Below are 26,407 nucleotides of genomic sequence, written 5' to 3' on the forward strand. Positions count from 1 at the left end.
ATGCCGTGAGATGCCTCGTCACCGGTGCGACCGGCTACATCGGCGGGCGCCTGGCGCCCCGGCTGCTGGCCGAGGGGCACACCGTACGCTGCCTGGCCCGCAAGGCGGGTCGGCTGCGCGACGTGCCCTGGGCGGCCGAGGCGGAGATCGCCGAGGGCGACCTGAGCCGGCCGGAGACGCTGCCGGCCGCGTTCGAGGGCGTGGACGTCGCGTACTACCTGGTCCACTCGCTGGGCCAGCGCGGCTTCGAGGCGGCCGACCGGGAGGCGGCGACGAACTTCGCCGAGGCGGCGCGCGCCGCGGGCGTACGCCGGATCGTCTACCTGGGCGGGCCGGAGCCGGCGGAACGGGAGAAGCTGCCCTCGGCGCACCTGCGGTCCCGGGCGGAGGTCGGCCGGATCCTGCTGGACAGCGGCGTGCCGACCGCGGTGCTGCGCGCGGCGGTGATCATCGGGTCCGGCTCGGCCTCGTTCGAGATGCTGCGCCACCTGACCGAGCGGCTGCCGGCGATGGTCACCCCGCGCTGGGTGCGCAACCGGATCCAGCCGATCGCGGTCCGGGACGTGCTGCGCTACCTGGTCGGCTGCGCCTCCCTGCCGCCGGACGTGAACCGGGGCTTCGACATCGGCGGCCCGGACGTGCTGACGTTCGCGCAGATGATGCAGCGCTACGCCCGGGTGGCCGGGCTGCGGCGCCGGCTCATCCTGCCGGTGCGACCGCTCACCCCGTCGCTCTCCTCGCACTGGGTCGGCCTGATCACGCCGGTGCCGAACGCGATCGCCCGGCCGCTGGTGGAGAGCCTGGTCCACGAGGCGGTGGCGCACGAACACGACATCGCCCGCTACGTGCCGGACCCGCCGGAGGGGCTGACCGGCTTCGACCAGGCGGTCGCGCTGGCGCTGGCGAAGGTGCGCGACGCGCAGGTGGAGACGCGCTGGTCGAACGCGAGCGGGCCGGACGCGCCGGCCGAGCCGCTGCCCTCGGACCCGCACTGGTCCGGCGGCACGACCTACACCGACCTGCGGGAGCGGGCCGTGGAGGCGCCGCCGGCGGCGCTGTGGCGGGTCATCGAGGGTGTCGGCGGCGAGCACGGCTGGTACTCGTTCCCGCTGGCCTGGTCGGTGCGGGGCTGGCTGGACCGGCTGGTCGGCGGCGTCGGGCTGCGCCGGGGCCGGCGCGACCCGCACCGGCTCCAGGTCGGCGAGGCGCTGGACTTCTGGCGGGTCGAGGAGATCGTCCCGGGTGAGCTGCTGCGGCTGCGGGCCGAGATGCGGCTGCCCGGCCGGGCCTGGCTGGAGATGCGCGCCGAGCCGACCGGCGAGGGCCGCAGCCGCTACGTCCAGCGCGCGGTCTTCCTCCCGCACGGCCTCCCCGGCCACCTCTACTGGGCCTCGGTCGCCCCGTTCCACGCCGTCGTCTTCGGCGGCATGGCCCGCAACATAGCCCGAGGCGCCGAACAGAACCCCGTGTGACCGCCCCACCCCCGCGATCTTGCAGTTGCGGCCCGCGTTTCGCGGCCTGTGCCGCTTTCGCCCGGGCAGCAACTGCAAGATCAGCGAGGGTGGTCAGTTGCCGGTGCGGGGGCTGGTGTGTTCGAACGCGACGGGCTGGCCGGGAGGGACGAAGTCCTCGACCGGCTGGTCGCGCAGGGCCCAGGCGAGGATGCGGCCGACGGCGGCGATCTGCCGCTTCTGCACGCCGCCGCCGACCGCGTCCCGGGGGTCGTCCGGGTTGGCGGCGATGGTCGCCACGGAGAGCTGCGGGGTGAACGCGACGACCGTCTCGGTGGCGTTCCGCTCCGAACTGCCGGTCTTGCCGGCGAGCGGGCGGCGCAGGCCGGGGGCCAGTTCCTCGGCCGTGCCCCCGTCGCACTTGCGGTACATCGACTGGTCGCCGACCGGGCAGCGGCTGGCGTCGGCCGCCGCGCGGGCGACCTCGGTGTCCAGCACCTGCCGGCAGTCGGTGTTCCCGGCGGCCACCTTGCGGCCGGACGGGTCGGTGATGGAGGTGACCGGGGTGGGCCGGCACCAGGTGCCCTCGGCGGCCACCGTGGCGTACGCGTTGGCCAGGTCCAGCGGCGTGGTGGCGGAGACGCCGAGCGTGAACGGCCCCCAGTTCTTCGCCCCGTCGCGGGCCATCCGCGCGTCCTCGGGGGCGCGGAACACGATGCCCAGCCGCTCGGCCATCTCGACCACCCGGTCCGCGCCGACCCGCTCGGTCAGCCAGGCGAAGTAGGTGTTGACCGAGCGACCGAACGCGTCCCACATGTCCCGGTCGCCGTCCATCCAGTAGGTGTTGGCGTTCTCCGGGCACCACCGGCCGCCGCAGCTGGCCGGACCGCCGTCGATCGGGTACTTCGTGACGTAGACCCGGGGGGCGTCGAACTCGGTGTCCAGCGGCAGCCCGGACTCCAGCGCGGCCAGCAGCGCGAACAGCTTGAACGTCGAACCGGCCTGGTAGCCGGTGATGCCACCGCCGCCGGCCACCAGCTGGTTGACCGTGTTCGGGTAGTTCTGCTGCCCGGCCGGGTTCTCGGCCACGCCGTAGGTGCGGTTGACCGCCAGGGCCAGGACCCGTCCGGTGCCCGGCTGCACCACCGCGGTGGGGGCGGCGCGCTGGATCGTCTCCGGGTAGATCGCGCGTACCTGCTCGCTGGTCTTGCCCTGCACGTCCGGGTCGAGCGAGGACACGATGGACCACCCGCCCCGGCGCAGCGTGCGCTGGCGTTCGTCAACGGTCTTGCCGAACGCCGGCTGGGCGTTCCACCACTGGGTGAACCAGTCGCAGAAGAAGCCCCAGTCGTTGTGCCCGGCCGGCACGGCGGCGCAGTCGTTCGGGGTGCTCTTGGGGTCGAGGGCCAGTTCCGTCGCCTTCGCCGCGGCGGCGTCCGCCGCGCTCACCCGGCCGGTCTCCACCATCCGGTCCAGCACGTACGCCCGGCGGGCCACCGCCGCGTCGGCGTCACCGTTGATCGGGTCGTCGCTCGCCGGCGAGCGGACCAGCCCGGCGAGCAGCGCGGCCTGGGCCAGCGTGAGCCGGTCCGGGGTGGTGGAGAAGTAGCGCTTGCTGGCGGCGGCGATGCCGTACGCGCCCGCGCCGAAGTACGCGATGTTCAGGTACCGCCCCAGGATCTCGTCCTTGCCGACCTGCCGTTCCAACGTCAGCGCGTACCGCATCTCGCGGATCTTGCGGCCGACGGTGATCTCGGTGGCCGCGGCCCGCTGCTCCTCGGTCAGCCGGGGGTCACCGGCCAGCGCGTTGCGCACGTACTGCATGGTCAGCGTGGAGGCGCCCTGCCGGGTGCCCTCCCGGCGGTTGGCCGTGAACGCCCGCACCACGCCGCGCACGTCGACGCCGTGGTGCTCGTAGAAGCGCACGTCCTCGGCGGCCACGATGGCGTCCCGCATCACCGGCGCCACCTCGCCGACCGGCACGTCCACCCGGTCCTCGACGTAGAACGACGTGATCAGCGTCTGGCCGTCGTTGGCGTAGAGGTTGGATCGCTGCGCCGGCTGCGGCGCCTTGAGCGCCTCCGGCAGCGTGGTGTACGGCATCAGGTTCTTCACGCCCAACCCGAGGACCAGCGCGGCCGGCAGCGCCGCGGCGGCCAGGGCCAGTCCGGCGAGCACGCCGGCGAGCAGAACGGTGAACAGCTTGTCGAGATGGGCCCGGTTCATCAGCTCTCCCCGCAGGAGCCGGCCGTACGGACCCGTCAAGAATGACCGGAATCGCCGCTTTCACCGCCATCTTCGGCGAAATGCGCAGGAAGTTCGCGAGAAAGGATGAACGTCAGGGCAGCAGCGCGGCGGCGAGCGGCTGGACCGTCTCCTCGATCTCGTCGGCCACCCGGCTGAAGCACTGGTCACCCCGACCCCACGGGTCGTCCAGATCGTCGGTGGGCAGCGCGGCGGCGCCCCGGCGGAGCGCGTCGACCGCCGCCACCAGCGCCACCCCGCGGGCGTGCACGGCATCCGGGGTCGGCTCGGCGGGCGGCAGGGCGGAGCGGTCGAGGCCGCCGAGCAGCCGGCCGAACTCACCCAGCACGAACGTGCGCCCGGCGGCGTCCGAACGCAGCGCCACCACGTACTCCTGCTGGTCGGCGGTGGCGGTGAGCACCAGGTCGGCGGCGTCGATGAGGTCCGAGCGGAGCCGGCGCGCGGCGAACCCGGCCACGTCACCGCCGCGCGCCGTCACCTGCCGGGCGGCGGGCGGGTTCATCTCCTCACCCGCGTGCCAGCCACCGGTGCCGGCGCTGTGGCTGTGCACCAGCGCGTCCGAACCGGCCGGGTCGACGTCGAGGCGGCCCAGCCGCTCCCGGACCGCGAGCAGCAGCAGCCGCTCGGCCATCGGGGAACGGCAGATGTTGCCCATGCAGACGTGCAGGACGGTGAAGGGCGGCACTCAGAGCCCCCGCTCGTCGAGGATGCCCGGCACCACGTCGCGCAGCTTCGGCAGCGTCACCGCGCCCTGCCGCAGCACCCGCGGCACCTCGCCGGTCAGGTCGACGATGGTGCTCGGCACCGGGTCCACCGCCGGCCCGGCCTCCAGGTAGGCCCGCACGCCGTAGCCGAGCTGGTCGCGGGCCTCCTCCGCGGTGAGCGCGGCGGGCTGGCCGATCTTGTTGGCCGAGGCCACCGCCATCGGCCCGGTCTCCCGCAGCACCTCCAGCGCGACCGGGTGCAGGGGCATCCGCACCGCCACCGTGCCGCTGGTGTCGCCCAGGTCCCAGGCCAGGCTCGGCGAGTGCTCCACCACGATCGTCAGCGCGCCCGGCCAGAACGCCTCGACCAGGTCGCGGGCCGCCTGCGGCAGCGAGAACACCAGGCCGTCGAGCGTGTGCCGGGAGCCGATCAGCACCGGCGGCGCCTGCCGGGCGCCGCCCTTGGTGTCCGCCAGCGCCTTCACCGCGTACGGGGTGAAGGCGTCCGCCCCGATCCCGTAGACCGTGTCGGTCGGCAGGACGACCAGTTCCCCGTTCTTGACCGCCTCGATGGCAGCGGCGATGCCGCGGTCCCGGTCGGCGGGCGACCGACAGTCGTAGAGCATCACGAGGAGTCAGTCTGCCACGCCGCGCCGGGGTCGGCGTGTCGGCCGTCCGCCCGGCGGGACGCCGTCGCCCAGCGGGGCCGCCCGGCCAGGTCCCGGTGCTCCGCCACGCGCTCGTAGCGGCCGTCGCCGGCGAGCAGCGCCGGCACCGCCGCGGCGTGCGTGTCGTCGTGCTCGACGCCGATCGCGCCACCCGGTCGCAGCAGCGTCGCGGCCCGGGCCACCACCGGGCGGATCACGTCCAGCCCGTCCGCGCCGCCGAACACCGCCTCGTCCGGGTCGTGACCGGCCACCTCCGGCGGCACCACCACCGACCGGGGCACGTACGGCGGATTGCAGAGCAGCACGTCGACCCGGCCCGCCAGGTCGGCCAGCAGCTCCGGGTCGGTGACGTCGGCGACCACCACCTCGATCGGCCGGTCCCCCGCCCCGGCGCGGGCGGCGGCGTTGCGGCGCAGCCAGGCCAGCGCGGCCGGGGACCGTTCCACCGCCACCACCCGGGCCGCCGGCACCTCCTGCGCCACCGCGAGGGCGATCGCGCCGGAGCCGCTGCACAGGTCCACCACGAGCGGCGCGGCGAGCCGGCGGGCGCGGTCGATCCCCCAACCGGCGAGCAGCTCGGTCTCCGGCCGGGGCACGAACACCCCCGGCCCGACCGCCAGCTCCAGGTGCCGGAACCCGGCCGCGCCGACCAGGTGCTGCAACGGCTCCCGGGCCACCCGCCGGGCGACCAGCGCGTCCAGGCGGTCCCGCTGGGCCGGACCGAACCCGTCGGCCAGCGCCAGCCGGCCGCGCGGCACCGCCAGCACGTACGCGGCCAACTGTTCGGCCTCCGCGCGGGGCGCCTCGACCCCGGCCGCGGCCAGCGCCCGGGCGACCCGGGCCACCACCAGCGAGGCCCGTTCGCGTTCTGTCCCTTCGGACGGGTGTTGCGGGAGTGTGCTCACGCAATAATCATGAAGCGTCGCGGGTCACCTCACGAGCGGGTGCGTCCGGGCGCACACGGCAGGGAGGTCGCGAGTGGGCTGGCTCGACCAGGTCGAGGACCAGGTTGACGCCCTCCGACGTGCCCGGGCGTTGCAGGAGGTCAGCCGCTCGGCGGAGGCCTGCGTCCTGCTCGACCGGGTGATCCGCACCACCGACGACCCGTACGCGCGCGCCGACGCGTTGGTGCAACGCCTCTCCGCGCTGATCAATCTCGGTCGGACGGCCGAGTTCACCCGCGCGATCGAGGACGCCTCCGCCGCCGTGCGGGATCTCGCCGAGCCCTACCTGCACGGACACCTCAACGCGCTCGCCGCGCTCGCCGCCCACCACCAGGGCGCGCTCGACCGGTGCGTCATGCACCTGGTCCGGGCCGCCCGGGCGCTGGGCGCCGACGACACCCCGGACCGGGACACCGCCTGGGGCTGGCACGACCTGGCGATGGCGTACTCGTACCTCAGCTTCCACGGCCACGCCCTCGGCGCGATCGAGCGGGCCCGCGAGGTCGGGCTGAGCGCGGGCATCCCGGAGGAGACGTTCGCCGCGCCGGGGATCCGGCTGCGCAACGCGGTGGCCCTGGACCACAACGGCGACAGCGACGGCTGTCTGCGGGTGCTCCGCGACGTGGCCGGCGACCTGGCCCGGTTCCTGCGCGGCGGGCGGGCCGGCAACCTGCGCCCCAGCAGCCTCGCCGCCTACGGCTACGCCGCCGCCCGGCGGGCCGCGCTCGGCGACCGGGTGGAGTCGGCCGGGGACGCCGACCCGAACCGCCTGCTCGGCCACGGCGGCGACAGCGCCCGCGCCCGCGACCTGCGCCAGCTCGGCCAGGTCTGCCTGGCGGTCGCCGCCGGCCGGCCGATCGAGGCGGTCACCCGGCTGGACGCGCTGCGGGTCTCCGACGAGACGCTGGGCGCGGCCGAGGCGCCCCGGCTGCGCAGCGTCGCGCTGGCCCGGGCCGGCGACCACGCCGGCGCGCACCGGGCCGACCGGCACGCGTTCCGGCTGGCCGCGCGGCGCAGCGACCGCCTGCGGGACGTCTACATCGACGGCATCGCCGCCCGGATCGACCACGAGGAGATGCGCCGCGAGGCGGCCCGGTACGAGGGCGAGGCCCTCACCGACCCGCTCACCGGCCTGCCCAACCGGCGGCGGTTGGAGCGCTACCTCGGCGCGGTGGTGTCCCGGGGCGAGCGGGTGGTGATCGGCGTGTGCGACCTCGACGGGTTCAAGGCGGTCAACACCCGGCACGGCCACCACTCCGGCGACCTGGTGCTGCAACGGATCGCCGGCGTGATCAACCGGGTGATGCGGCGGGGCGACTTCGTCTCCCGCTACGGCGGGGACGAGTTCGTCGTGGTGCTCCCGGACACCGGCATGGCGGAGGCGGTCGAGGTGGCGCGGCGGATCGAGGCGGCCGTCCGCACCGAGGACTGGGAGTCGCTGGTCCCGGGCACCCCGGTCGGCGTGACGATCGGCTTCGCCGAGGTCGACGGCAGCACCACGGTCAGCGTCCGCGAGGCGCTCGGCACCGCGTTCGAGCTGGCCGACCGGGCGATGCTGCGCGCCAAGGACCGGCTGCGCGCGAGCTGAGCGGTAAGGAAGGGCCCCCTGTTAACGCCTCCGGTAGAGGAGGGGCCCCCGCTTAACACCCCGGCGGTCAGCGGCGGGACAGCTCGGTCTCGCCGGCCAGCCGGGCCGCGCGGTCCGCCTCGGCCAGCGCGTCGAGCACCCCGTCCAACTCGCCGGCCAACGCCAGGTCGAGGTTGTACGCGGTGTAGCCGATCCGGTGGTCGGTGATCCGGTTCTGCGGGAAGTTGTAGGTGCGGATCCGCTCCGACCGGTCCACGGTGCGGACCTGCGCCTTGCGCGCGTCGGAGGCCGCCGCGTCGGCCTGCTCCTGGGCCGCGGCGAGCAGCCGGGCGCGCAGGATCCGCATGGCCTGCTCCCGGTTCTGCAGCTGCGACTTCTCGTTCTGGCAGGACACCACGATGCCGGTCGGCACGTGGGTGATCCGGACCGCCGAGTCCGTGGTGTTGACCGACTGGCCACCGGGGCCGGACGAGCGAAACACGTCGATCCGCAGCTCGTTCGGGTCGATGGTGACGTCGACGTCCTCCGCCTCGGGCAGCACCAGGACGCCGGCGGCGCTGGTGTGGATCCGGCCCTGCGACTCGGTGACCGGGACCCGCTGCACCCGGTGCACGCCGCCCTCCCACTTGAGCCGGGACCAGACGCCGTTGCCGCCGTCCGGCACACCCTTGGTCTTGATCGCCAGCGAGACGTCCTTGACGCCGCCGAGGTCGGAGTCCTGGGCGTCGATCACCTCGGTGACCCAGCCGCGCCGCTCGGCGTAGCGGGTGTACATCCGCAGCAGGTCGCCGGCGAACAGCGCGGACTCCTCGCCGCCCTCGCCGGCCTTGATCTCGACGATCACGTCCTTGGCGTCGTGCGGGTCGCGCGGGATGAGCAGCTCCGCCAGCCGCTCCTCCAGCGCCGGCAGCGAGGCCGCGATGGTCTCCGCCTCGGCGGCGAACGTCGCGTCCTCGGCGGCCAGCTCACGGGCCGCGGCCAGGTCGGCCCGGGCCTGCTCCAGCTCGCCGGCCGCCTTGTGCAGCGGCACCAGCTCGGCGTACCGGCGGCCGACCCGCCGAGCGGCGCCCTGGTCGGCGTGGATGGCCGGGTCGGCGAGCCGCTTCTCCAGCTCGGCGTACTCGTCGAGGAGGGCGGCCAGGCGCTCACTGCTCATGCTGCGGATGCTCCTTCGGAAGACGCCGGGCGGAAAACGGACGAACGCCCGTGCCCGGCACGGAGCCGGACACGGGCGTCGTCGACGGAGCTACTTGGCCTTCTTGGCCTGAACCTTGGCGTACTTCTGCTGGAACTTCGCGACCCGACCGGCGGTGTCCAGCACGCGCTGCTTACCGGTGTAGAACGGGTGGCAGGCGCTGCAGGTCTCGACGCTGATGGCGCCGCCCTTGGCGGTGCTGCGGGTCGTGAACGTGTTGCCGCAGGAGCAGCGGACCTCGGTGGTCACGTACTCCGGGTGGATGTTGGGCTTCATGTCGCCTCGGTCCTTTCGTCGGTGGTCGCCGGGTCGCCGTCGGTGCTCCCCGTCGTCCGCGACGGGCTCGGGCGTGAACCGGAACCGGTGGCCGATTGACCAGTGTGCCATGGGCGTCGCCCACTCGACACAGCAGGTCCGGCTGCCACAACGCCCGCCCGCCCCACCGCATTCCCACCCCCACTCCACCCACGCCCCCGACCCACCCGCGCCCACCCGCGCCGAGCCGGTCGATCATGAAGTTAGCCGCGTGTCCTGTCGCTTTTGTCCCGGCCAACTTCATGATCGACGAGCCGGCGCCGGGGCTCCTTCCCCAGGTGGAGGAGCCCCGGCCCTGGGGTCAGGCCGCGGGGGCCCGGACCGCGGCCACGGTGGTCACCTGCGCCTCGGCCTTCACTCCGTTCACCGTCACTGTCAGCTGGACCTGGACGCCGGGGCGCAGAGCAGTCAGCTTGCCGGTCACCGGGTCGAAGCGGGCGGCGTGCCAGGGACGGACGCCCACCGCGCTGCCGATGTGCAGGTTCGGCGAGCCGGACCAGTCCGCGCTGACCGGCGCGGCCACCGGCACCTGCCGGCCGCCGGGCTGGGTGAGCGTGGCGGCGACGGTCACCGGGGTCCCCACCCGCACCTCGGCCGGCGCGGTCAGGTCGAGCCGGTCGACGTGCGCGTGCATCTCCGCGCTCACCCACTCCGGCCCCTCCGCCAGCGGGTCCCGGCGGGCCCGCTCGGCCTCCCGGGGCGTCACCGGGTCCACCCCGAACTCGGTCCAGCCGGTGAACCCGCCGAGCCCGGCCGGGGTGGAGGGATCCTTGCCCGCGTTGCCGTTGATCACGTACGGCACCCCGTCCACCCGGTCGGCGTGGAACGTGCCGACGTGCCCGTTCACCACCAGCGCGCCCTTGCCGGTGCGGTGCTGGAAGTCGGCCAGCCACTGCTCGACCAGGGCGGCCTCCTTCCGGTCGCCGAGCTGGCTGGCCTTGGCCGGGCTGGGATCACGCGGCGGGTGGTGGAAGAACACCGCGACCGAGCCGACCGACCGGTCGGCGGCTGCCGCGTCGAGCGTCCGGCGCAGCAGCTCCACCTGGTCGAACCCGCCCCCGCGCAGCGACCCGGTCGCCGTGGACAGGGTGACGAAACGGGTCCCGGCGTGGTCGAAGACGCGCGAGGTGTCCCCGAAGACGCTCCGGAAGTTGTCGATCGGCGCGCCCATGATCTCGTGGTTGCCCGGCACGTAGTAGTAGGGCACCTCGCCGCCCAGCTCCTCGTCCAGGATCCGCTTGGCCAACGCGAAGTCCGCCGGGTACGCGGTGTCCACGAAGTCGCCGTCGATGATCAGGAAGTCCGGTCGGGCGGCGCGGACCTCGCGCAGCGTGCGGCGGGCCTGGGCGACCAGCTCGCTGTCCGGGTCGGCGGCGACGAACTGGGCGTCGGAGAGCACCGCGAAGCGCCAGGGCGCGCCGTCCACCGTGCCGTCGCGCAGCACCACCCGGTCGGTCCGGTTCGGCTCCGGCGGCGCCTGCACGTCCGGCGGCACCCGGGCCACCAGGTCGTCGATGACCACCTCGCTGCGGTACTGCTCGGCCGGGTCGGTCTCGGCCACGTAGAACCGGCGCACCCGCACCGGGTACTGCACCCCGGGCGGCACCGCGAACTCGACGTACTTCCAGCCGGTCCAGTCCAGGTAGGGGCCGCGGAGCACGAACTGGGTGTCCTGCGCGTCGTGCAGGTGCAGGCTCGGCCACTCCCCGGTGCCGTTGGCCTTGATCCACATCCCGAACGCCTGCGGCTGACCGGGCACGTCGATCCAGGCCGGCGGGTCGGCGTACGCGGCCCGGGTGCCGGTCGACTGGCTGAAGTCGTACGACATCCGCAGGCCGGTGCCGGTGTGCCCCTCGGCCGGAGCGACCGACCCGGAGGCGCGGGCCTGGCTGAACGTCCAGGACGCGGCGTCGTCGAAGCCGGCCACCGGCACGTCGGTCAGCCCGACGGTCACCGGCAGCACCGTGCTGCGCGCGCCGACGCGGGCGGTGACCAGCGCCGAGCCGGACCCGCCGAGCGCCTTCACGGCCAGGTTGCCGTCGCTCGTGGGGGTGATCGAGAGCAGGTCGTGGTCGTACTCCAGCGTCAGGTCGCCGGGCTCGATCGGCGCGGTGTTCCCCTCCGCGTCGTAGCCGACCACGCCGAACAGGCCGGTGTCGCCGGCCCGGTCCAGCCCGACCCGGTCGACGGTGCCGTCGATCCGCTCCAGCGGGCCGAGCACGGTCAGCTCGATCGTGCCCCGGGCCCGGCCCCGGGAGGCGGTGACGGTGCTCCGGCCGGGGACGGTGGCGCGGAACACGCCGTCGCCGTCGACCCGGCCGTGGGTGGCGCGCCAGCGCGGCTCGCCGGCGGCCGGGCCGTACGTCTCGTCGTAGCCGGCGGCGGTGAGCCGGCGGGTGAGGCCGGGGAAGACGCGGTCCGGCCGCCCACCCCGCACCGGGGCGACGCCCGGCGCGGCGGTCGGGTCGCTGGCGGTCTCCAGCCAGTAGCCGGTGAGCCGGCCGCTGCCCTTCGGCGCGTAGACGGCCAGGCCGTTCGGCACCGGGCGCTCGCTGCCGTCGGACGGGCTGTTCTCCACCTGGACCGCCGGCGCGCCCGGCTCGCGGGCCAGCAGGGTGGAGGAGCCGCCGCCGTCGAGGTTGAGCGCGTTCGCCGCGCCCAGCTCGGCCATCATCCGGCCCATCTCGGTCTGGGTGACGCCGCGGCTGTCCACCTGCCGCCCGTCCACCGTCAGCATGATCATCTTTCGGCCGTCGGCGGAGAAGCCCACCGAGGTACGCGGGGCCAGCGACTGGTCGGCGACGGTCTGCACCACGCCGTCGCGGACCAGCACGCTGCCACCGCCCACGGCGGCTCGCAGGTCGCCGCCGTCGGAGGAGCGCGGACGCCAGGACAGGTCCACCGCGTCGCCCGGGCGCAGCGCGGCGAGCGCGTCGGCGCCGGCCTCCCGGCCGAGCAGCACGGTGCTGCCGGCCGGGATCGGGCCCTCCCCCGCCGCGGAGGCCACGGCGGCCACCCGGCCGCCGGTCAGCGTCACCTCGACCACCCGCGCCGCGCCGTCCACCGCGCGCTGCCGGGGGTACGAGCCCCAGAGCGGGGTGAAGACGCCCACGCCGTCGCGCTGCACCATGTTGTTGAACTGGGTCAGCGACACCGGGCCGGTGGGCAGCGCGGCGGTGCCCTCGAAGCCGACCTGGACGACCCGGCCGATGCCCTGGGCACTGATTCCCACGGCGTTCGGGTGCCCGGCGATCGGCGACTGCACCAGCTCACCGGAGCGGATGCCGACGCCCTGCGCCGCACCCGAGTTGTTGATGTCGAAGAAGTCGCCGTTCACCGCCGCCACCGCCCGGGAGCGGTCCACCGCGGCGCGCAGCGGCTCGTCCCGGGTCACCGCGCCGGAGTTCACGTAGTCGACGGTCAGCCCGCCGGACAGGTCCGCGGTGAGCGCGTCGGCGCGTAGCCAGCCGGCCGCGTCGTACCGGTCGAAGGAGGTCAGGTCGAGGCCGGGCGCGACCGGCCGGGTGGTTTTCGTGGTCTCCAGGCCGCCGGCCGGTTCCACGCCGGCCAACGCCACCGAGGACTCGGGTCGGGACGACGCGGCAGGTGCGTCCTCGGCCGAAGTGGACACCGGTGGCGCGGCCACGGCGGCGGGCGGTGACACCGGCGCGGCGAGCGTGAGCAGGGGCGTCAGCAGCAGGACGCCGGCGAAACGGGCGGATCGTCTGCGGATTCGCATGGACGACAGTCAACCCGACCATGAACAGAAGTTTCAATACCCCACGGCTTAACCGTAGAAAAACTTCACGCCGTCGGGGTCGGTACGCGAACGAGGGGCACGGCCGTCGGCCGTGCCCCTCGTCGTCGGATCCGTCAGGTCACTCGCCCGGAGTGGACTTCGCGATCTGCATCAGGAACTCGATGTTGGTGCGGGACTGCTTGAGCCGGTCCAGCAGGAGGTCGAGCGCCGCCTGCGAGTCCAGCGAGTGCAGCACCTTGCGGAGCTTGTGGATGATCGCCAGCTCCTCCGGCGCGAGCAGGACCTCCTCCTTGCGCGTACCGGAGGGGTTGATGTCGATCGCCGGGAAGACCCGCTTGTCGGCGATCTTCCGGTCCAGCTTCAGCTCGGCGTTGCCGGTGCCCTTGAACTCCTCGAAGATGACCGTGTCCGCCATGGACCCGGTCTCCACCAGCGCGGTGGCGAGGATGGTCAGCGAGCCGCCGTTCTCGATGTTGCGGGCGGCGCCGAGGAAGCGCTTCGGCGGGTAGAGCGCGGTGGAGTCGATACCACCCGACATGATCCGACCGCTGGCCGGCGCCGCCAGGTTGTACGACCGGCCGAGCCGGGTCACCGAGTCGAGCAGCACGACCACGTCGTGCCCCAGCTCGACCAGGCGCTTCGCCCGCTCGATCGCCAGCTCCGCCACGGTGGTGTGGTCCTGCGGCGGACGGTCGAACGTGGCCGCGATGACCTCGCCCTTCACCGACCGCTGCATGTCGGTGACCTCTTCCGGCCGCTCGTCGACCAGCACCACCATCAGGTGGCACTCCGGGTTGTTGCGGGTGATCGCGTTCGCGATCGCCTGCAGCACCATCGTCTTACCGGCCTTCGGCGGCGACACGATGAGCGCCCGCTGACCCTTGCCGATCGGCATGACCAGGTCGATCACCCGGGTGGTCAGGATGTGCGGCTCGGTCTCCAGCCGCAGTCGCTCCTGCGGGTAGAGCGGGGTGAGCTTGTAGAACTCCGGCCGGCGCTTCGCCTCGTCCGGCTCCATGCCGTTGATGGTGTCCAGCCGGACCAGCGGGTTGTACTTGTCGCGCCGCTGCTCGCCGTCCCGCGCGGCCCGCACGGCGCCGGTGATGGCGTCACCGCGGCGCAGGCCGTACTTCTTGATCTGGGACATCGAGACGTACACGTCGTTCGGACCGGCCAGGTAGCCGGTGGTCCGGACGAAGGCGTAGTTGTCGAGCACGTCGATGATGCCGGCGACCGGGACGAGCACGTCGTCCTCACCGACCTGCGGCTCGCGGCCGCCGCCGTTGTCGCCGACCTCGCCCCGCTCGCCACGGCCGCGTCGACGGTCCCGGAACCGGCTGCGCCGGCCCCGCCGGCCGCCGCCCTCGCCGTCGTCGTCACCGTCGTCGCCCCGCTCGGCGCGCTGGCCCCGGTCGTTACGGTCACCGCGGTCGTTGCGGTCGTTGCGGTCGTTGCGGTCACGGTCGTTGCGGTCGGCGCGCTCGCCCCGGTCGTTGCGCTCGCCCCGGTCATTGCGGTCGCCGCGCTCGCCCCGGTCGCCGCGCTCGCCCCGGTCGTTGCGCTCGGCCCGCTCGCCCCGGTCGCCCCGGTCGTTGCGCTCGCCCCGGTCGGTTCGCTCGCCCCGGTCGGCCCGCTCGGTGCGGTCGGCCCGCTCGTTGCGGTCGGCCCGCTCGCCGTTGCGCTCGCGGCCCCGGCCGTCGTTGCGCTCACCACGCTCGGCCCGGTCACCACGATCCGCCCGGTCACCACGCTCGCCGCGCTCGGCCCGCTCGCCGGTCTCGACGGCGGGAGCCTCCTCGGCGCGCGTCTCGGCCGGCCGCGTCTCGGCGGTGGCGGCGGTGGCCCGGCTGCGACGGCCACGGGTACGGCCCTCGGTCGCCTCGGCGGTGGGCGCCTGCTCGGTGGGACGCGCCTCGGCCCGCTCCTCACGGACCTCGGCGTGCACCTCCTCGCGGGCGGGAGCGGCCGCGGCCGCGACCTCGGCCCGCGGTCGAGGGGTTCCGGCGGCGGCGCCGCCCTGCCGCTCGGTGATGGCACTGATCAGCTCGCCCTTGCGCATGCGAGCCGTACCGGAGATGCCGAGCGACGCGGCCAGGCTCTGGAGCTCCGGCAGCAGCATCGCCGACAGGCCGGTGCCGCTACGCCGACGACGCGTGGGGGCGGCGGTGGTGGCATCGCCAGCGACGTTGGAAACATCCGACGTCACGTCGGTGGTGTCGCTCAATGGATTCCTTCCCTCGATAGGCCGGGGCTGCCCGGAGTCGTGGAACCAGGTGGCCGGGCGGCCTCGGTGCACCCGCCTCGCAAGGACGCGTCGCGGGAGTCTGTAACACAGCAGCCGGTCGGTTTCCCGACTCACCAACCATCGGTGAGCAGGTCTCGCCGTCTGCGGCGACCTGTGGAAACTGCGGTGCGGCGTGGGCCTTGGGCAGGGGTGACGGGCTGACCGCCGAGAGCTTCGGGGGTGCGCCGAACCGCAGGAAGATCGCATGCTTCGCGGCTGTGCTCGGTCTAGAGCGTAATCAACTCTTCCGACCTGCGGCAACAGGGTCCCGCTCGGCGTGTCAAAGTCTACCCCGGGAAACCCGGGCCCCGCTGACATCTATCGGCAACTCCCAGCGGCGCCATTGTGTTCCCGGGTCGAATCCCGCCGGGACCTCGGACAACGCCAGCACGGTCGGACCGGCCCCACTGACCACGGCCGCCACACCCGCCCCACGCAGCGCGCTCACCAGCGTGGCGGTGGCCGGCATCCCCGGCGCCCGCTGGTCCTGGTGCAGGCGGTCGACGGTGGCCGGCAGCAGCAGGGCCGGGTCGGCGGTCAGCGCGTGCACCAGCAGGGCCGCCCGACCCGCGTTGGACGCCGCGTCGGCGTGCGGCACGGTGGTCGGCAGCGCGGCCCGGGCCTCCGCGGTCAGGCCCCGCTCGGCGGGCACGAAGACGGTCGGGCGGACGGCCGACGCCACCGGCAGCGAGACCGCCCGGGCGCCGGACGGCTCCGTCCAGGCGATGGTGAAGCCGCCGAGCAGGCACGGCGCGACGTTGTCGGGGTGCCCCTCCAGCTCCGCCGCCAGCCGCAGCGCCGCGTCGTCACCGAGCCGCTGCCCGCCGTCGGCCACCAGCGCGCGGGCCGCCAGCACCCCGGCCACGATGGCGGCCGAGGACGAGCCGAGGCCACGGGCCTGCGGGATCCGGTTGACGCACTCCAGCGCCAGGCCGGCCGGCTGCGCGCCGAGCACGTCGAAGGCGGCCCGCATGGCGGTCACCACCAGGTGCCGCTCGTCCGCCGGCAACTCACCGGCGCCCTCGCCGGTGACCGCCACCCGCACGCCGCCGTCGGTCACCTCGGCGGTGACGTCGTCGTAGCGACCGAGCGCCAGCCCGAGCGCGTCGAACCCGGGGCCGAGATTGGCGCTGGTCGCGGGCACCCGGACCCGGACCGGGCCGGAGGTGAGAGTGGTCGGCACCGGCTCATGCTAGGGCGTGCCACCGACAGCCGGCCGGATCGCCCGCAGCGTGGGACCCACGGGTCACCCGGCGCCGCCCGGCGCCTGCGCCGGCACCGGGTCGGCGAGCGAGAGGCGACGCGTCGCGAACCGCCAGCCGATCGCGTAGACGACGGTCACCAGGCCGCAGCCGGCCAGCACGGTCCGCTCGTCCACCCGGTCCACGACCAGCGCCACCACCAGCTGGCTGACCGCGATGGCCAGCGTCGCCAGCATCATGTCGGTGGCGAAGACCCGGCCCCGCAGCCGGTCCGGCACCTCGCCCTGCAGGGCGTAGTTGGACAACACCCAGTTGCTGCCGCCGCCGAGGTGGGCGAGAAAGACCAGGACCAGGACCAGCGGGAACCAGGACACCGCCGAGGCGCCCAGGTAGGCCAGGCCGTACAGCGACATCGACAGCGCCAGGCCGGTGAGCAGCCAGGCCCGGTTGCTGAGCACCCGGCGCATCAGGATCGGGCCGACCAGCGCGCCGGCGCCCCGGGCGGCGAAGAGCAGGCCCGCGCCGACCGCCCCGACCCCGTAGACGCCGGCCAGCAGCGGGAAGACGGTCAGCACGCCGTTGCCCAGACCGACCGCCGACTTCACCGTGACCAGCGCGAGCACGCGCGGCCGGTGCGCGATGTAGCCCAGCGCCTCGCGGATCGCCGCCCAGGTGCGCGGCACTGTCGCCGCCGGGTCGCGGGGCGCCTGGAGCGGCCGACGGATCAACGCCGCCAGGCCCGCCGCCCCGGCCAGCGCCGCGGCGGCCACCCAGAAGCTGGCGTACGCGCCGGCAGCGGCGCTCAGGATGCCGCCGAGCGAGGCGCCGACCACCGTCATCGTGCCCCAGGCCGAGCCGGCGACCGCGTTGCCGGCCGCCAGGTCCGCCGGATCGAGCACGTTGGGCAGGGCCGCCTGGGCGGCCGGCGAGTAGAACGCCTTGGCCACCGCCACGATCGCGATCGACACCAGCGCCAGCCAGGCCGTCCCGGCGTCACGGACGCCGAGCAGCAGCAGGATGCCGGCGAGCGCGGCCAGGTTGGCCACCATCATGACCTTGCGGCGGTCGAACCGGTCGGCCACGGTGCCGGCGTACGGGAGCAGCAGCGCGGTGGTGCCGGTGTCCACCGCCAGCACCAGCGCGCCCCAGACGCCGCTGCCGGTCAGCTGCGGCAGCAGCACCAGCAACGGCACCATGACGAACCAGTCCGCGCCGAACACCACCAACTCGGCGAGGAACAGGTTGCGGAAGTCGCGGTTGCGGACGAGGACCGAGAAGGTGGGCGACACGCCGGCACCCTATCGGGCCGCCCCCGGACCGGCAGCGTGACGCAGCAGGTCGGAGACGGTGACGAAGGTGTAGCCCCGGGCCTTCAGCCCGGTGATCATGTCGGGCAGGCCGCGGAGGGCGACCAACCGCCGCTCGTCACCGACGTCGTGGCCGAGCAGGATGGTGCCGGGCCGGATGTCGGCGACGATCCGCCGGGCGTGCCCGTCCGGGTCGTGCGGGAACTCGCTCTCGACCATCTGGAGCGTCCAGAGCACCAGCCGGTAGTCCAGCCGCGCGGCCGCGTGCAGCACCGACCCGCCCAGGTGCCCCCAGGGCGGACGGAGCAGCCGGGGAGCCGCCCCGGTGGCCGCCGTGATCGCGTCGTGGCTGCGGCTCAGGTCGTCGTGGGCCTTGGTGGCGTCCATCCGGGCGAGGTCGTGGTGGGCCCAGCTGTGGTTGCCCACCTCGTGCCCGCCCATCCGCCCCCGAACCAGCGCGGCGTGCCGCCGGGCCCGCTCGCCCACCAGGAAGAACGTGGCCGGCACCCGGTGCTCGGCCAACGTGTCCAGCACCATCGGCGTCCACTGTGGGCGAGGCCCGTCGTCGAACGTCAGCGCGACCAGGGGCGTGTCGGTGCGGACGCCCCAGACGACCTGCACCCCGCCCGAGCCGACGTCCTGCCGGCGGTTACCCAGGGTGGCACTGGCCGGGCCGCCCGCGAGCGGCAGCCGGCGGTCGGCCACCCGGGCGCTCTCCAGCGTGGCGGCGGAGCCGAGCGCGGCTCCGCCGAGCAGCAGCGCGGACCGGCGCAGCAGCGTGCGCCGACCCCACCGGCCCCCGCCGTCGACCATCACGCCCCCGCACCCCGAGTAGGCACCAGCTCACTGAGCGTACCGTCCGAGGTGGCTCACCATGTGCCCCGCGCGGCGGCGGACACGCGTGGAAGGGCCCCCGCTCGTCCAGGAGGCGTCGAGCCGGGGGCCCCTCCTCTCACTCGGTCGGGGGCAGCGGGGACTGCCGGCTCTTGGGCAGGCGGAGCACCTCGAACTGGTCCGTACCGTCGATCAGCGCGCCCGACGGCCGGGCCGGCGGCGCGGCCACCTCGGCCGGGCGCTCCCCGCCGCCGACTCCCACCGGGACCGGCTCCGGGGCGGGCGCCTCGGCCGGCTCGGCCGCCTCGACCTGCTCCGGAGCGCCCCGGCGGCGGTCCCGGCGGGCCCGCAGCGAGCCCTTGGTCCGCTCCACCATGGTGTAGAGCGTCGGCACCAGGACCAGCGTCAGCAGCGTCGAGCTGAGCAGGCCGCCGATCACCACGACGGCCAGCGGCTTCGAGATGAAGCCACCCTCGCCGGTCAGCCCGAACGCCATCGGCAGCAGCGCGAAGATGGTGGCCACCGCGGTCATCAGGATCGGTCGCAGCCGACGCCGGCCGCCCTCGACCACGGCCTCGGTGACGCCCATGCCCTGCGCCCGGTACTGGTTGATCAGGTCGAGCAGCACGATCGCGTTGGTCACCACGATGCCGACCAGCATGAGCACGCCGATCAGCGCCGGCACGCCCAGCGGCGTCCCGGTGGCCAGCAGCAGCGCGATCGCCCCGGTCGCCGCGAACGGCACCGAGATCAGCAGGATCAGCGCCTGGGTCAGGCTCCGGAACGTCGCCACCATGATCAGGAAGACGATCGCGATGGCGGCCAGCACGGCCAGGCCGAGGTCCGCGAACGCGTCCGCCTGGTCGGCGCTCACCCCGCCGATCACGTACGTGGCGCCCGGCACGTCCAGCGCGTCCAGTCGCTTCTGCAGCTCCTGGGTGGTCGCGCCGAGGTTCGAGCCGGTGGCGGTGCCGGTGACCGAGACGCTGCGCTCACCGTCGATCCGGGTGACCTGCTGCGGGCCGTCGACCTGGTTGACGTCGGCGATCGCGTCCAGCGTCACCGGGCCCACCCGCAGCGCCCGCAGCTCGGCCACGTTCACCGGCGGCCGGGCCCCGGTGCTCAGCACCACGTCCTGCGCGGTGCCGTCCAGCGTGACCTGGCCGAGCGGCGCGCCCCGGTACGTCTGCGCGACGAGCTGCCCCACGGCCGCCTCGGTGAGACCGGCGCGGGCCGCGGCGGCCCGGTCCACTGTCACCTCCACCCGGGGCACCCGGGTGGCCAGGCCGCTGGTGACGTCCTCCACGCCGGGGGTGTCGGCCATCGCGGCGCGGACCTCCTCCGCCGCCCGGGTCAGCGTCTCCTGGTCGGCGGCCTGCACCACCACCTCGACCTGGTTGGCGGAGGCGTTCTGGCCACCGCCGAAGGTCAGCTCGCCGACCTCCGGGCCGAGCGCGTCGAACTCCTTGCGCAGCACCTGCCGCACGGCCGTGGCGTCGGTGTCGTCGGAGAGCGCCAACGACCAGGAGGCGCTGTCGCTGCCGCCCCCCGCCCACGGGTTGTCCCCGCCGCCGGCGCTGACCTGGTAGGTCTCCACCCCCGACGTACGCTTCAGCACCTCCTCGACCCGGGTGGCGGCCCGGTCGGTGCCGGCGAGTCCGGTGCCGGCCGGCATCTCCTGGCGGATCGCCAGCGTGTCCTGGCCGGAGTCGTCCAGGAAGTTGGTCTCCAGCTTCTGCGCCAGGCCGAACGTGCCCAGCAGCACCAGCAGGCCGAGCGCCACGGTGGCCCACCGGCTCTTGCGGGATCGGGTGGCGAAGCCGATCACCGGCAGGTACGCCCGCTGCAACGGGCTGCGCAGTTCCTTCTCCTCGGCGGCCGCCCGGGCGGCGGCGTCGTCGGCCCCGCGCCGCGGGCGCAGGAACCAGTAGGCCAGCACCGGGATGACGGTCAGCGACACCAGCAGCGAGGCGAGCAGGGCCACCGTCACGGTGATCGCGAACGGCGCGAACAGCTGCCCGACGAAGCCGCCGACCAGGGCGATCGGCGCGAACACCGCGACCGTGGTGAGCGTGGAGGCGGTCACCGCGCCGGCCACCTCGCGGACCGCGGTCAGGATCGCCGCCCGCTTCTCCTCGCCGTACTCCAGGTGCCGTTTGATGTTCTCGAGCACCACGATCGAGTCGTCCACCACCCGGCCGACCGCGATGGTCAGCGCGCCGAGGGTCAGCAGGTTGAGCGAGTAGTCGCCGGCCCAGAGCACGATCAGCGCGACCAGGACCGAGAGCGGGATGGAGACCGCGGTGACCACCGTGGACCGCACCGAGAGCAGGAAGACCAGGATCACCACCACCGCCATCAGCAGGCCCAGCAGGCCCTCGGTGGTGAGGCTCTCGATGGACCGCTCGACGAACGGGGCCTGGTCGAACACCACGGTCAGCTCGGCGCCGGAGGCGGCCTCCAACTCGTCCAGCCGGTCCCGGATGTCGTGCGAGATGCCGACCGCGTTGCCGTCCGGGCTGGCGGTGACCGCGATCCCGAGGCTCGGCTTGCCGTTGGTGCGGGTGAACGACGTCGCCGGGGCGAGCTGCTGCTCCACCCGGGCCACGTCGCCGAGGCGCACCGGCGCGGCCGGCGCCGTGGTGAGCACGATGCCCCGCAGGTCGTCCACGGTGCGGATCGGCGTGCCGACCTGCACCGGCAGCGAGCGGTCGCCGTCGGCCAGCGCGCCGGCCGGCACGGCCACCCCATTGGTCTTGAGTGCCTGCGCGATCGCGGTCGGCGCCACCTTCGCGGCGGCCAGCTTCACCGGGTCCGGCGTGACGGTCACCACCTGGTCGCGGGCGCCGGTGACGTCCACCGAGCGGACCCCGTCCAGCCCCTCCAGCTCCGGTACGACGGTGGCGCGCAGCTTCTCGGCCAGCGCCCGCTCGTCCCCGTCGCCGGTCGCGGCGACCACCACGGCGGGCAGGTCGTCAGTGCTGCCGGCGATCACCTGCGGGTCGACGCCCTCCGGGAGCTGGGCGTCGATCCGGTTGAGCGCGGTCTCCATCTTGTTGACCACGTCGTCCAGGTCGGTGCCGAACTCGTACTGCACCTGGACCGTGGCCGCGCCCTCCCGGGAGGTCGAGGTGACCTTCTCCAGCCCCGGGATGCCCTGGAGGCTGTTCTCGATCGGCTCGGCGACCTGGGACTCGACGATCTCCGGGGCGGCGCCCGGGTACGGGGCCACGATGAACGCGGCGGGGAACTCCAGCGACGGCAGCAGCTGCTGCTTCAGCGACGGCACGGCGAACGCCCCGAACGCCGTGGTCACCAACGCGATGAGGGCGATCAGGCCCCGGTTGGCGAGACTGAATCTGGCGAGCAGCGACATGGGCGTTACTCACTCCTGAAGAGGGGTCTACGGGGTGCCCTGAGTCTGCCGCACACGCTCGCCGGCTCCGCATCCGCCCCGGGTGAGGTATCGGGCCCCGCTCACGCTCCAAGCTGACCTCCTCACCCCCGTTCGACCTCGCCCACCACCACGTGCGGGCGGGGCGTCGCGCCTCCCCGTCCTGGCGCCGCCCGGGACCGGTGTCGGTAGGCGGGAACCCGTAGTGGCGTCGGAACGACCCGTCCAGACACCCACAACGTTCCACCCGTGCTCGGAAACGGCAGTGAGTGGAACACCATGGGTGTCTGGACGGCCCGGAGACACCCATGGCGTTCCACTCGTGCCCTGCGACGGCTTTGAGTGGAACGTCATGGGTGTCTGCCACGTCGGCGAAGGCGCGCGGCGAGGTGGTCGGAGGCGGGCACATGCCGTCGCGCACGGCGGCAGCGAGGGAGCCCGGCACATGCCGTCGCGCACGGCGGCAGCGAGGGAGCCCGGCACATGCCGTCGCGCACGGCGGCAGCGAGGGAGCCCGGCACATGCCGTCGCGCACGGCGGCAGCGAGGGAGCCGGGCACGGACGACGACGACCAGCGAGCACGCCGGCCCGCACCCGACGGAGATCAGCACCGCACCGGTCGGGGCACGCCGAGCGGGTCGACTCAGGCGAGGTCGAGGGAGCGGGCGGCGGCGAGGGCGTCGTTGGCGATGGTGACCGGCGCGGGAGCCGTCGAGATGGCCCACTCCGGGTCCTTCAGGCCGTGGCCGGTGACCGTGCAGACCACCCGCGACCCGGCCGGCACGCGCCCGGCGGCGGCCTGCTGGAGCAGCCCGGCCACGCTGGCCGCGCTGCCCAGCTCGACGAAGACCCCGACCTCACGGGCCAGCAGCCGGTAGGCCGACAGGATCTCCCGGTCGGTGACCGCCGAGATCAGACCGTCCGAAGCGTCCCGCGCGTCGACGGCCTTGGTCCAGCTCGCCGGGTTGCCGATCCGGATGGCGGTGGCGATGGTCGACGGCTCGGGCACCACCTGGCCGGTGACGATCGGGGCCGCACCGGCCGCCTGGAACCCGTACATCCTGGGTGCCTTCGTGGCGTTGCCGTCGCGCAGGTCCTCGGAGTAGCCCATCCAGTAGGCGGAGATGTTGCCGGCGTTGCCCACCGGCAGGCAGTGGATGTCCGGCGCGTCGCCGAGCGCCTCGACGATCTCGAAGGCGGCCGTCTTCTGCCCGTGCAGCCGGTCGATGTTGACGGAGTTGACCAGCGCGACCGGGAAGTCCTGGGCGAGCTTGCCGGCCAGGCCCAGGCAGTCGTCGAAGTTGCCCTGCACCTGGAGCAGCTTGGCGCCGTGCACCAGTGCCTGGGCCAGCTTGCCCAGCGCGATCTTGCCCTGGGGCACCAGCACCGCACAGGTGATCCCGGCCCGGGCCGCGTACGCGGCGGCCGAGGCGCTGGTGTTGCCGGTGGAGGCGCAGATGATCGCCTTGTCCCCCGCCTCGACGGCCTTGGAGACGGCGAGGGTCATGCCCCGGTCCTTGAACGAGCCGGTCGGGTTCGCCCCCTCGACCTTGAGCCACACGTCCGCGCCGACCCGGGCGGAGAGCACCGGCGCCGGCAGCAGCGGCGTGTTCCCCTCGTGCAGGGTGACGACGGGAGTGGCGTCGGTGACCGGCAGACGGTCCCGGTACGCCTCGATGAGTCCCCGCCACATGTCGCGCTCCTCGCCTCTCCGGCCCCGGCCGACCGGGACCCGCCAACAGCGTGGACCAGCCTCCCCGACCGGTCACCGGCACACCCCGTCCTAACCATCAGGCGGGACGCCCGGGTTACGCGCCGCCCTCGACCCGCAGCACGCTCGCCACCGAACGGACGATGTCCAGCCCGCGCAGCTCGCGGACGGTGGCGGCGAGCGCCGCGTCCGGCGCCACGTGGGTGACGATCACCAGCTCGGCGTCGCCCCCGGCCGGCCCCTGCCGCACGGTCGCGATGGAGACCTCGTGCCGGGCGAACACCCCGGCCACCGCCGCCAGCACACCCGGCCGGTCGGCCACGTCGAGGCTGATGTGGTAGCGGGTGAGCGCCTCGCCCATCGGCCGCACCGACAGGTCCGCGTACGCCGACTCGCTGGCCGCGTGCACCCCGGCGAGACGGTTGCGGGCCACCGCGACCACGTCGCCGAGCACCGCGCTGGCGGTCGGCGCGCCGCCCGCGCCCCGACCGTAGAACATGAGCTGACCGGCCGCGTCGGCCTCGACGAAGACCGCGTTGAACGCGTCGCCGACGCCGGCCAGCGGGTGGGTCAGCGGGATCATCGCCGGGTGCACCCGGACGTTGACGGTCTCGCGGCCGTCCGCGTCGACGCCCCGGGCGGCGATGCAGAGCAGCTTGATCGTGCAGCCCATGGCCTTCGCGCTGGCCACGTCCGCGGCGGTCACCTCGGTGATGCCCTCACGGTGCACGTCGGCGGCGGTGACCCGGGTGTGGAACGCCAGCGAGGCGAGGATGGCGGCCTTGGCGGCGGCGTCGAAGCCCTCCACGTCGGCCGTCGGGTCGGCTTCCGCGTACCCCAGCTCGGTGGCCTCCTCCAACGCCTCGGCGAAGCCGGCGCCGGTGGCGTCCATGGCGGAGAGGATGAAGTTGGTGGTGCCGTTCACGATGCCGGTGACCCGGGTGATCCGGTCGCCGTGCAGCGACTCGCGCAACGGGCGCAGCAGCGGGATCGCCCCCGCGACGCTGGCCTCGTAGTAGAGGTCCGCGCCGCCCTCGGCGGCGGCGTCGTGCAGCGTGGCGCCGTCCTCGGCGAGCAGCGCCTTGTTGGCGGTCACCACGCTCTTGCCCGCGCGCAGCGCCTCGACCAGCCAGCCCCGGGCCGGCTCGATGCCTCCGACGACCTCGACCACCACGTCCACGTCGTCCCGCTTGACCAGCCCGAGCGGGTCGGTGGTGAACAGCGCCGGGTCGACCGGCAGGTCGCCCCGGTCCCGGCCGAGCCGGCGTACGGCGATGCCGGCGATCTCCAGCGGGGCGCCGATCCGGGCGGCGAGATCGGCGGACTGCTCGTGCAGCAGCCGCACGACGTCGCTGCCGACCGTGCCGCAGCCGAGCAGCGCCAAGCGAACCGGTGAGGTCATCCCACATCCAATGCGAGCAGGTCGTCTTCGGTCTCCCGGCGGACGATCAGCCGGGCCCGACCGTCGCGGACCGCGACGACCGGGGGCCGCGGGACATGGTTGTAGTTGCTGGCCATGCTCCGGCAGTAGGCCCCGGTGCCGGGCACCGCGACAAGATCTCCGGGCTGCACGTCGGCGGGCAGGAATTCATCCTTCACCACGATGTCCCCGGACTCACAGTGCTTTCCCACCACGCGGGCGAGCATCGGCTCCGCCGCCGACGTGCGGTTCGCCACCGTGGCCGAGTAGGAGGCGTCGTAGAGCGCGGTCCGGATGTTGTCGCTCATCCCCCCGTCGACGCTCACGTAGGTGCGGATGCCGTCGACGTCCTTGACCGTGCCCACCTGGTAGAGGGTGAACACGGCCGGCCCCACGATGGCGCGGCCCGGCTCCACCGACAGGTGCGGCACGGCCAGGTTCTCCGCCGCGCACTCGCCGTCGACGATCTTGCGCAGCCGCTTGGCCAGGTCGTGCGGCGACGCCGGGTCGTCCTGCGTGGTGTACGCGATGCCGAAGCCGCCGCCCAGGTCCAGCTCCGGCAGCTCCACGCCGCGGGCGTCGCGGATCTGCGCCTGCAGGGCGAGCACCCGGCGGGCGGAGACCTCGAAGCCGCTGGCGTCGAAGATCTGCGAGCCGATGTGCGAGTGCAGCCCCCGCAGCTCCAGCACGTCCTCGTCGAGGATCTTGAAGGCGGCCGCGGCCGCCGCGCCGCCGGCGAGGGAGAAGCCGAACTTCTGGTCCTCGTGCGCGGTGGCGATGAACTCGTGGGTGTGCGCCTCCACGCCGACCGTGACCCGGACCAGCACCCGCGGGCGTACCCCGCGCTCGCGGGCCAGCTCGGAGAGCCGGTCGATCTCGGCGAACGAGTCGACGATGATCCGGCCGACCCCGGCGTCCACCGCCCGGGTCAGCTCGGCCACCGACTTGTTGTTGCCGTGGAAGCCGATCCGCTCCGCCGGCATCCCGGCCGAGAGCGCGGTGGCCAGCTCCCCGCCGGTGCACACGTCGAGGAACATGCCCTCCTCGGCGATCATCCGGACCACGGCGCGGCAGAGGAACGCCTTGCCGGCGTAGTAGACGTCCGCGTCCGGGAACGCGGCGCGGAACTCGCGGCAGCGCTCGCGCAGGTCGTCCTCGTCCAGCACGTACGCCGGGGTGCCGAACTCGGCGGCGAGGTCGCGGACGTCCACTTCCGCGACGGTCAGCGCGCCGGCCGGGCCGCGCGCCACGTGACGCGGCCAGAGCTGCGGCACCAGGGCGTTGACGTCGACCGGGGTACGCAACCAGGCCGGACTGCGGTTGCCGATGTCGCCGTGCAGGGCACCGGCTTCGTGCGCGCGCATC

17 protein-coding genes are annotated in these 26,407 nt (G+C 74.2%); 2 read left to right on the top strand and 15 right to left on the bottom strand.

Features of this window, described 5'->3' with window-relative positions; genetic code table 11:
• The first annotated feature begins 5 nt into the window (after positions 1–5).
• Complete coding sequence (locus ACN27B_RS03990) at positions 6–1,472, top strand: SDR family oxidoreductase (protein ID WP_422743533.1); 1,467 nt, start codon at positions 6–8, stop codon at positions 1,470–1,472.
• A 93-nt stretch (positions 1,473–1,565) separates the two neighbouring features.
• On the opposite strand, the gene ACN27B_RS03995 is transcribed toward ACN27B_RS03990, so the two are convergent.
• From ACN27B_RS03995 to prmC, 4 genes are all read right to left on the bottom strand, one after another.
• Entirely contained in the window at positions 1,566–3,677 is a 2,112-nt protein-coding gene (locus ACN27B_RS03995; RefSeq protein WP_422743535.1) for a transglycosylase domain-containing protein, read from the bottom strand.
• Positions 3,678–3,789: 112 nt separating this feature from the next.
• Positions 3,790–4,401 carry a phosphotyrosine protein phosphatase gene (locus ACN27B_RS04000; RefSeq protein WP_422743537.1) on the bottom strand — a complete coding sequence of 204 codons (612 nt, stop codon included), beginning with the start codon at positions 4,399–4,401 and terminating at the stop codon, positions 3,790–3,792.
• A complete protein-coding gene (locus ACN27B_RS04005) occupies positions 4,402–5,046 on the bottom strand; it encodes an L-threonylcarbamoyladenylate synthase (RefSeq protein WP_099163866.1) in 645 nt (214 codons plus the stop codon).
• Complete coding sequence (prmC, locus tag ACN27B_RS04010; protein ID WP_172967931.1) at positions 5,046–5,993, bottom strand: peptide chain release factor N(5)-glutamine methyltransferase; 948 nt, start codon at positions 5,991–5,993, stop codon at positions 5,046–5,048. The genes ACN27B_RS04005 and prmC overlap by 1 nt, the downstream gene beginning before the upstream one ends.
• 73 nt (positions 5,994–6,066) lie before the next feature.
• Here prmC and ACN27B_RS04015 point away from each other — a divergent pair, with 73 nt between their 5' ends.
• On the top strand, positions 6,067–7,620 hold the full coding sequence (locus ACN27B_RS04015; protein WP_396821849.1) for a diguanylate cyclase domain-containing protein: 1,554 nt from the start codon (positions 6,067–6,069) through the stop codon (positions 7,618–7,620).
• Between the two features lie 67 nt (positions 7,621–7,687).
• Here the strand turns inward: ACN27B_RS04015 and prfA are convergent, their stop codons facing one another.
• From prfA to lysA, 11 genes are all read right to left on the bottom strand, one after another.
• On the bottom strand, positions 7,688–8,776 hold the full coding sequence (gene prfA / locus ACN27B_RS04020) for a peptide chain release factor 1 (RefSeq protein WP_098747122.1): 1,089 nt from the start codon (positions 8,774–8,776) through the stop codon (positions 7,688–7,690).
• A gap of 90 nt (positions 8,777–8,866) precedes the next feature.
• Positions 8,867–9,091: a 50S ribosomal protein L31 gene (gene rpmE, locus ACN27B_RS04025; protein WP_013288272.1), complete on the bottom strand. Its 225-nt coding sequence runs from the start codon at positions 9,089–9,091 to the stop codon at positions 8,867–8,869.
• 340 nt (positions 9,092–9,431) lie between these two features.
• On the bottom strand, positions 9,432–12,869 hold the full coding sequence (locus ACN27B_RS04030; protein WP_422743540.1) for a phosphodiester glycosidase family protein: 3,438 nt from the start codon (positions 12,867–12,869) through the stop codon (positions 9,432–9,434).
• A 139-nt stretch (positions 12,870–13,008) separates the two neighbouring features.
• Positions 13,009–15,114, bottom strand: a complete 2,106-nt coding sequence (rho, locus tag ACN27B_RS04035) for a transcription termination factor Rho (RefSeq protein ID WP_422743542.1) — start codon at positions 15,112–15,114, stop codon at positions 13,009–13,011.
• Positions 15,115–15,454: 340 nt separating this feature from the next.
• Positions 15,455–16,357 (bottom strand): homoserine kinase, encoded by a 903-nt coding sequence (gene thrB / locus ACN27B_RS04040; RefSeq protein WP_099163861.1) that lies wholly within the window; start codon positions 16,355–16,357, stop codon positions 15,455–15,457.
• A gap of 63 nt (positions 16,358–16,420) precedes the next feature.
• Positions 16,421–17,665 carry an MFS transporter gene (locus tag ACN27B_RS04045; protein WP_422743544.1) on the bottom strand — a complete coding sequence of 415 codons (1,245 nt, stop codon included), beginning with the start codon at positions 17,663–17,665 and terminating at the stop codon, positions 16,421–16,423.
• 9 nt (positions 17,666–17,674) lie between these two features.
• The gene (locus ACN27B_RS04050; RefSeq protein ID WP_422745839.1) at positions 17,675–18,496 is read right to left on the bottom strand and encodes a polysaccharide deacetylase family protein; all 822 of its coding nucleotides are present in this window, start codon (positions 18,494–18,496) and stop codon (positions 17,675–17,677) included.
• Between the two features lie 139 nt (positions 18,497–18,635).
• Positions 18,636–21,893, bottom strand: a complete 3,258-nt coding sequence (locus ACN27B_RS04055) for an efflux RND transporter permease subunit (protein ID WP_422743546.1) — start codon at positions 21,891–21,893, stop codon at positions 18,636–18,638.
• A 661-nt stretch (positions 21,894–22,554) separates the two neighbouring features.
• Entirely contained in the window at positions 22,555–23,604 is a 1,050-nt protein-coding gene (gene thrC, locus ACN27B_RS04060; RefSeq protein ID WP_099163857.1) for a threonine synthase, read from the bottom strand.
• A gap of 115 nt (positions 23,605–23,719) precedes the next feature.
• Complete coding sequence (locus ACN27B_RS04065) at positions 23,720–25,024, bottom strand: homoserine dehydrogenase (RefSeq protein ID WP_099163856.1); 1,305 nt, start codon at positions 25,022–25,024, stop codon at positions 23,720–23,722.
• Positions 25,021–26,406 (bottom strand): diaminopimelate decarboxylase, encoded by a 1,386-nt coding sequence (gene lysA / locus ACN27B_RS04070; protein ID WP_422743549.1) that lies wholly within the window; start codon positions 26,404–26,406, stop codon positions 25,021–25,023. Before lysA ends, ACN27B_RS04065 begins: the two co-directional genes overlap by 4 nt.
• Position 26,407 lies beyond the last annotated feature (1 nt).

The organism is Micromonospora sp. WMMD754, assembly GCF_049315235.1.
Taxonomy (GTDB): domain Bacteria; phylum Actinomycetota; class Actinomycetes; order Mycobacteriales; family Micromonosporaceae; genus Micromonospora; species Micromonospora sediminicola.

Excerpts from the sequence above, each read along its gene's own strand:
- ACN27B_RS03995 (WP_422743535.1), bottom strand. The coding sequence starts at position 3,677 with ATGAACCGGGCCCATCTCGACAAGCTGTTCACCGTTCTGCTCGCCGGC.
- ACN27B_RS04005 (WP_099163866.1), bottom strand. The coding sequence starts at position 5,046 with ATGCTCTACGACTGTCGGTCGCCCGCCGACCGGGACCGCGGCATCGCC.
- prfA (WP_098747122.1), bottom strand. The coding sequence starts at position 8,776 with ATGAGCAGTGAGCGCCTGGCCGCCCTCCTCGACGAGTACGCCGAGCTG.
- rpmE (WP_013288272.1), bottom strand. The coding sequence starts at position 9,091 with ATGAAGCCCAACATCCACCCGGAGTACGTGACCACCGAGGTCCGCTGC.
- ACN27B_RS04030 (WP_422743540.1), bottom strand. The coding sequence starts at position 12,869 with ATGCGAATCCGCAGACGATCCGCCCGTTTCGCCGGCGTCCTGCTGCTG.
- ACN27B_RS04050 (WP_422745839.1), bottom strand. The coding sequence starts at position 18,496 with ATGGTCGACGGCGGGGGCCGGTGGGGTCGGCGCACGCTGCTGCGCCGG.
- ACN27B_RS04055 (WP_422743546.1), bottom strand. The coding sequence starts at position 21,893 with ATGTCGCTGCTCGCCAGATTCAGTCTCGCCAACCGGGGCCTGATCGCC.
- thrC (WP_099163857.1), bottom strand. The coding sequence starts at position 23,604 with ATGTGGCGGGGACTCATCGAGGCGTACCGGGACCGTCTGCCGGTCACC.
- ACN27B_RS04065 (WP_099163856.1), bottom strand. The coding sequence starts at position 25,024 with ATGACCTCACCGGTTCGCTTGGCGCTGCTCGGCTGCGGCACGGTCGGC.
- lysA (WP_422743549.1), bottom strand. The coding sequence starts at position 26,406 with ATGCGCGCGCACGAAGCCGGTGCCCTGCACGGCGACATCGGCAACCGC.